Source organism: Vibrio sp. M260121 (genome assembly GCF_036533715.1).
Classification (GTDB): domain Bacteria; phylum Pseudomonadota; class Gammaproteobacteria; order Enterobacterales; family Vibrionaceae; genus Vibrio.
In genome coordinates this window covers 1-6,177 of sequence record NZ_JATABF010000084.1, presented here as the reverse complement: position 1 = coordinate 6,177, position 6,177 = coordinate 1, and the positions used below count along the sequence as shown (strand labels likewise).

Below are 6,177 nucleotides of genomic sequence, written 5' to 3'. Positions count from 1 at the left end.
CTTCCCTGATACTTTAAGTATCCTAAAGGGTTGTTCGAGACTAGAACGTTGATAGGCAGGGTGTGTAAGCGTTGTGAGGCGTTGAGCTAACCTGTACTAATTGCCCGTGAGGCTTAACCATACAACACCCAAGGGGTTTTGATGGACTCGATGTAAGAACATTGAATGTGTAAATAGAACTTAACATCAGCTTTCCGAATTAAAGAATTTGCTTGGCGACCATAGCGATTTGGACCCACCTGATTTCCATTCCGAACTCAGAAGTGAAACGAATTAGCGCCGATGGTAGTGTGGGGTTTCCCCATGTGAGAGTAGGACATCGCCAGGCTTTAAATTTAGTTTTTGCCTTTTTAAGAAGGTGAAGACAAAAGTTAAGAGAGCCCGTTTGAAAAAGCGGGCTTTTTTAGTCCTCACGGACACAGATAATGTGCTGATATGGCTCAGTCGGTAGAGCGCATCCTTGGTAAGGATGAGGTCCCCAGTTCGATTCTGGGTATCAGCACCATTTACTGTTTGTTTTACGCTTTAACTTAAAGCTTAAAACAAAACGTAAAGAATTTTGCTTGGCGACCATAGCGCTTTGGACCCACCTGATTCCATTCCGAACTCAGAAGTGAAACGAAGTAGCGTCGATGGTAGTGTGGGGCTTCCCCATGTGAGAGTAGAACATCGCCAGGTTCTTATTTAGACTCCAGAGTCTAACCAGTGCGGAGCGGTAGTTCAGTTGGTTAGAATACCGGCCTGTCACGCCGGGGGTCGCGGGTTCGAGTCCCGTCCGCTCCGCCACTTATTTAGAAACCCAGTCTTCGGACTGGGTTTTGTCGTTTTTGAGCATAATAATTTCCCTTTCAGGGAATGAGTCCCGGTTGCCCGCCCCCCCCCCCGGCCGTCAGCCTCTTATTCCAGACCTCAGCAGAAATGCTGAGGTCTTTTCGTATTGGTGATGTTTTTTTGGTCTATGACCAATGAGTCCCGCTTGTGTGCGAGCCCTTTTGAGTGCAAGCTCAGCCGCTTCAACACTTATCTAGAAATTCAGCCTTCGTGTTAGCTTTTACCGTTTTAGGGAGTATGATTTTCGTTTATAGGAAAGTAAGGCTCGCAAGGCTTTGTCTATTAAAGAATAGGGGCATTCAATAACACCGAGCTTATGACCTACCAAATGGTTGCTTTCTTCAATAATGGCTATCTCTGTTGGTGTTCTCTTCTCTGTATCACCGGTTAACCCTACAGGGTAATCACTTCTCATATTTACGCTGAAGAAAACTTTGTTTGCTTTACTCTTATTTGCCAGAAGGATTAACCTAGTAAAGGTTCTTATGGGAGTACAACCTAATGATGCAGCAGATAGAAAGTGAAACGCTAAGAGTCTTATTCGAAAGCCTGTCTTCTCAAGATGGGATTGCCGTTATTAATCCTGCGACTGAGCAAGAACTGATTCGCTTAAAGCCTAGCTCTTTGGATGAGTTAGATGTGCAAATAGATGCGTGTAAATCGGCTCAAGTCGAGTGGGCAAAACTCAGCGCTAAAGCACGCTCCACTTCCTTGAAAAAGTGGTTCCAATTGCTTGTAGAGCATACGGAAGACATCGCGAACATCATTACCTTAGAACAAGGTAAACCTCTTACTGAAAGTCATGGAGAAGTCGCATACGGCGCATCGTTTGTTGAATGGTTCGCAGAAGAGGCTAAACGCGCTTATGGTGAGGTAATTCCTGCACCGGCGGTAGATAGACGCCTCTCTACCATCAAACAGCCTGTCGGTGTGTGTGCTGCGATTACACCATGGAATTTCCCTATTGCAATGATCACTCGAAAAGCGGCTCCTGCTTTGGCTGCGGGATGTGGGATGATCATTAAACCTTCTGAATTAACGCCTTTGACTGCTCTGGCTGTGGTGGAGCTTGCTCACCAGGCTGGCATCCCTAAAGCTCTATTGTCTACTGTAGTTTCTGAGCAAGCGGCAGAGTTTGGTTTGGTATTAAGTACCGATCCGCGTATTAAGAAGCTCTCTTTTACGGGTTCGACACGTGTCGGCAAGATCTTAATGAAACAAGCAAGCGATACGGTTAAAGCCGCTTCTATGGAATTGGGTGGTAACGCACCTTTTATTGTTTTTGACGATGCAGATTTAGAAGCAGCAGCTAATGGCTTGATTGCGTCTAAGTTTCGTAATGCCGGACAAACCTGTGTGTGTACCAACCGCTTGTATGTGCATCAGAGCGTAAAAGAGGCGTTCTTAGCTAAGCTCCTGGATAAAGCGGTAGGCCTGACGGTCGGTAATGGTCTTGAGGAAAATACCACTCTTGGTCCAGTGATTACTATGGCTTCTAAGCATCGTCTAGAGGCGGTGATCGATCAGGCAGTACAAGAAGGGGCAACTATACTTAACCAGCCTCAAAAACGCTCTGGGCGCTTTATGGAGCCAGTTATCTTAGATGATGTGGAACAGAATATGGCGATCGTGCAACAAGAGCTGTTTGGCCCGGTTTTGCCAGTCATCAGTTTTGATGATGATGAGCAAGTGCTCTCGATGGCGAATGACACAGAATATGGTTTGGCTTGCTACTTCTACACCGACAGCTTGAAGCGCATCATCAAATTTAGTGAAGGTTTGGAATATGGCATGGTGGGGGTAAATGAAGGAATTATCTCTACGGAAGTGGCGCCGTTTGGCGGGATCAAAGAATCTGGCATCGGTCGTGAAGGGGCTAAACAAGGCATGGATGAATATCTAGAGACGAAGTACATCTGCCTTGGAGGTTTGAGCTAACCTTCCGCTTAGACACTCATTGATACGATACAAAAAGAGAAAGCTAGGTACATCACCTGGCTTTTTGTTTATTGAGGCAAAGTTGGATGAAGAGGGAAGCGGTGAGTTTTCTTCAGATGCAAAAAAGCCGCATCAAGTGATGCGGCTTCTTCTAATATGGCTCCTCCTACTGGACTTGAACCAGTGACCTGCGGATTAACAGTCCGTCGCTCTACCAACTGAGCTAAGGAGGAACAAATTTTAATAAGTGGTGCCGACTACCGGAATCGAACTGGTGACCTACTGATTACAAGTCAGTTGCTCTACCTACTGAGCTAAGTCGGCACATTTTCGTTAATAAGTAATCGACTTACTAACTGAAAGATGGCTCCTCCTACTGGACTTGAACCAGTGACCTGCGGATTAACAGTCCGTCGCTCTACCAACTGAGCTAAGGAGGAATTATCTTGTTTAAGAATAAATGGTGCCGACTACCGGAATCGAACTGGTGACCTACTGATTACAAGTCAGTTGCTCTACCTACTGAGCTAAGTCGGCGCACCGTTATTCTTTCTATTGTTCGTGTTAGACACCAACAATTTTAAATTGTGGTGCCCGGAGGCGGAATCGAACCACCGACACGAGGATTTTCAATCCTCTGCTCTACCGACTGAGCTATCCGGGCGACGAGGTGTATTAAAAGGCTTTTCGGCTTTCAGGTCAACAATAAAATTAAAATAAAATATCGTTTGATGAATTTGTGCTCGGAGTGGGCTGTTTTTATGCATTTTGAGCAGCAATGCACCATGCTTTAAGCGCTGTTTTAAGAAAAGTAGGGCGCTCTGTCGCAAAATAAAGGCGATAAAAACAAAAAAGCACGTCTGAAAACGTGCTTTTTATTGAACAATTGACTTTAAACTAGTGCTTTACTGAGAACTTGTTCACCCAACCTTCAAGTTCATCCGCTAAAGATGCCAATGTTTGCGTACTTGATTGGCTTTCTGTTACCACCGTATTTAGTTGGCTACCACTTTCTTCAATTAGGTTGATGCGGTGTGCAATGTCATCACTCACTTGAGTTTGTTCTGCCGCCGCAGTTGCGATCTGTTGGCTCATCGCTGTGATTGATTCTAGTGCTGTCACTATCTGTTGTAGCGCTTCTGAGGCATTCATAGACTCAGTTACCGTGCTTTCACTGGTTTCGGCACAGATTTCCATTGTATGGATAGCATTGCGCGAACCTTCTTGAAGATTAGAGATCATCTGTTGAATCTCTTTTGTGCTGTCTTGTGTGCGTCCTGCTAGGTTGCGCACCTCATCTGCTACTACCGCAAAGCCTCGACCTTGTTCACCCGCACGAGCTGCTTCAATGGCGGCATTCAACGCCAGTAGGTTAGTTTGCTCAGCAATATCGCCGATTACGTCGAGAACTTTCACGATGCTGTTTACATCTTGGTCAAGATCCGCAACCGCTTTACTGGCCGTATTGAGCTGAGTCGCCAAACCTTGAATATTATCGACCGTACTGTGGATCAATGATTGCGTGTGTTGGCTCTGTTTGTCTGCTTCATCGGTGTTATGTGCAGTGTCACTTGCCGAACTTGCAACATGGTTAGCTGAAGAAGCCATTTCTGTCATCGCTGTTGCGATCATCGCCGTTGATTGCTGCTGAGACATGGTTAGATCAGCGATTGAATTCGAGCGAGATTCTACGGCTGATAGCTCTGAACGCAATGCATGCATTGATTCATCCAGGTTAGTTACCATCTTAGCCAGAGATTGACTCATCTCCTGTACGGCGCCATAGATGCTGTCTTTAGGGGCTGAGTATTCAAAGCTGGTTTGGATATTACCCTGAGCGACGGCCTGAACGGCTTGTCTAACGTCATTTGGCTCACCGCCAAGTAGATTAAGCATCTTACGGATAGAGATGATTAAGCCGCCTAGAATCGCGCCAGCAATCGCTAGACACAGCGCTAGCTGCCATTGTGCTGTTGACCAGAAGCGTGCATTGACTTCATTAAAGCCGATACCAGTACCAACCACCCAGTTCCAATGCGGTGTTTTCTCTGCGATAGAGTGCTTTTCTTCGATCGTGCCGTCAGGTAGTTTTTGTGTCCAAGTGTATTCAACGATCTGACCTGTTTTACGGCCCAGCACATCTAAAATCAACTGACCGACACTGTTGCCATCACCATCACGGAAATCGTGGAAACTTGTTCCATGTAGTTGAGGGTCAAGTGGGGCCGCAACGAACATCATGTTCTCATCGGCAACATAAACGTATTCGTTGTCTTTGTAGATATTGTTACGAAGTAGACGGGTAGCAAGAGCTTTGGCTTCAGCTTCCGGCATTTTGCCTTCCACTGCCATTTGCTCAACTTCAGTCAGAATGCTGTAGGCACTCTTAAATAGCTCGGTAACTCGAGCTTTGTTATCAAGGTTACTTGCTACACGCAATGTCCATAGACCTGTTGCTGTAAGAGCAAGTAGGGCAACCAATATGATTGCAGATAATAAATAGGCTTGAGTTTTTAATTTCATAGTTAGCTCACGAGACGTATTTCATACTATGCAATGCATAGCTTGTAAGGGCGTAATAATAAATTCATCATATTGAACTTGTATACAAGCGCCTATGCGGTCGTGTTGAAACTATGAGTTGGATTAAATTTTTAGCGTGAAATAAGTGTTTTTTATCAAATCAACCAAGAGTTAATAGGGATGTTTTTCGGTGGAGTCGAAGGAGAAGATTCGATGGAATTAGAAAGTTGGGGAGAGAGTTTTGGTATTGCAGATAAGAAAAAAGCCAAGTCCGAAGACTTGGCTTTCTAATTTGGCTCCTCCTACTGGACTTGAACCAGTGACCTGCGGATTAACAGTCCGTCGCTCTACCAACTGAGCTAAGGAGGAACTATTCTGTTTGTGTCTTGCTTTAAGCAAGTGCACCAAATATGGTGCCTCGAGGCGGAATCGAACCACCGACACGAGGATTTTCAATCCTCTGCTCTACCGACTGAGCTATCGAGGCAAAAGAAGAATGGTGCCGACTACCGGAATCGAACTGGTGACCTACTGATTACAAGTCAGTTGCTCTACCTACTGAGCTAAGTCGGCGTACCGTTTTCTTTTTTGAAGAGTAAACTCTTCATTTTTTAGAATCTCATTTACATGAAACTCTAGAATTTGGCTCCTCCTACTGGACTTGAACCAGTGACCTGCGGATTAACAGTCCGTCGCTCTACCAACTGAGCTAAGGAGGAACTATTCTGTTTGTGTCTTACTTTAAGCAAGCGCACCAAATATGGTGCCTCGAGGCGGAATCGAACCACCGACACGAGGATTTTCAATCCTCTGCTCTACCGACTGAGCTATCGAGGCAAAAGAAGAATGGTGCCGACTACCGGAATCGAACTGGTGACCTACTGA

At 45.5% G+C, this 6,177-nt stretch carries 2 protein-coding genes, 12 tRNA genes and 3 rRNA genes; 6 read left to right on the top strand and 11 right to left on the bottom strand.

Annotation, left to right across the window (positions count from 1 at the left end; genetic code table 11):
- The 6 genes from QTO06_RS24865 to QTO06_RS24840 form a co-directional block, all read left to right on the top strand.
- Nucleotides 1-121 (top strand): 23S ribosomal RNA (locus QTO06_RS24865); the annotation flags it as partial.
- 90 nt (nucleotides 122-211) lie between these two features.
- Nucleotides 212-328 (top strand): 5S ribosomal RNA (gene rrf / locus QTO06_RS24860).
- A gap of 101 nt (nucleotides 329-429) precedes the next feature.
- Nucleotides 430-505: transfer RNA gene (locus tag QTO06_RS24855), tRNA-Thr, on the top strand.
- 57 nt (nucleotides 506-562) lie between these two features.
- Nucleotides 563-678: ribosomal RNA gene (gene rrf, locus QTO06_RS24850) — 5S ribosomal RNA — on the top strand.
- Between the two features lie 31 nt (nucleotides 679-709).
- Nucleotides 710-786, top strand: a tRNA-Asp gene (locus tag QTO06_RS24845).
- Between the two features lie 546 nt (nucleotides 787-1,332).
- Nucleotides 1,333-2,769 (top strand): NAD-dependent succinate-semialdehyde dehydrogenase, encoded by a 1,437-nt coding sequence (locus tag QTO06_RS24840; protein ID WP_331410278.1) that lies wholly within the window; start codon nucleotides 1,333-1,335, stop codon nucleotides 2,767-2,769.
- Between the two features lie 157 nt (nucleotides 2,770-2,926).
- On the opposite strand, the gene QTO06_RS24835 is transcribed toward QTO06_RS24840, so the two are convergent.
- The 11 genes from QTO06_RS24835 to QTO06_RS24785 form a co-directional block, all read right to left on the bottom strand.
- A tRNA-Asn gene (locus tag QTO06_RS24835) sits at nucleotides 2,927-3,002 on the bottom strand.
- Between the two features lie 15 nt (nucleotides 3,003-3,017).
- Nucleotides 3,018-3,093, bottom strand: a tRNA-Thr gene (locus QTO06_RS24830).
- 40 nt (nucleotides 3,094-3,133) lie between these two features.
- Nucleotides 3,134-3,209 (bottom strand) — tRNA-Asn (locus tag QTO06_RS24825).
- 21 nt (nucleotides 3,210-3,230) lie between these two features.
- A tRNA-Thr gene (locus tag QTO06_RS24820) sits at nucleotides 3,231-3,306 on the bottom strand.
- A gap of 51 nt (nucleotides 3,307-3,357) precedes the next feature.
- Nucleotides 3,358-3,433, bottom strand: a tRNA-Phe gene (locus QTO06_RS24815).
- Nucleotides 3,434-3,666: 233 nt separating this feature from the next.
- Nucleotides 3,667-5,292 carry a methyl-accepting chemotaxis protein gene (locus QTO06_RS24810; RefSeq protein ID WP_331410276.1) on the bottom strand — a complete coding sequence of 542 codons (1,626 nt, stop codon included), beginning with the start codon at nucleotides 5,290-5,292 and terminating at the stop codon, nucleotides 3,667-3,669.
- Nucleotides 5,293-5,585: 293 nt separating this feature from the next.
- A tRNA-Asn gene (locus tag QTO06_RS24805) sits at nucleotides 5,586-5,661 on the bottom strand.
- A 42-nt stretch (nucleotides 5,662-5,703) separates the two neighbouring features.
- A tRNA-Phe gene (locus QTO06_RS24800) sits at nucleotides 5,704-5,779 on the bottom strand.
- A 10-nt stretch (nucleotides 5,780-5,789) separates the two neighbouring features.
- Nucleotides 5,790-5,865: transfer RNA gene (locus tag QTO06_RS24795), tRNA-Thr, on the bottom strand.
- Between the two features lie 70 nt (nucleotides 5,866-5,935).
- Nucleotides 5,936-6,011, bottom strand: a tRNA-Asn gene (locus QTO06_RS24790).
- Between the two features lie 42 nt (nucleotides 6,012-6,053).
- Nucleotides 6,054-6,129 (bottom strand) — tRNA-Phe (locus QTO06_RS24785).
- Nucleotides 6,130-6,177: the final 48 nt, after the last annotated feature.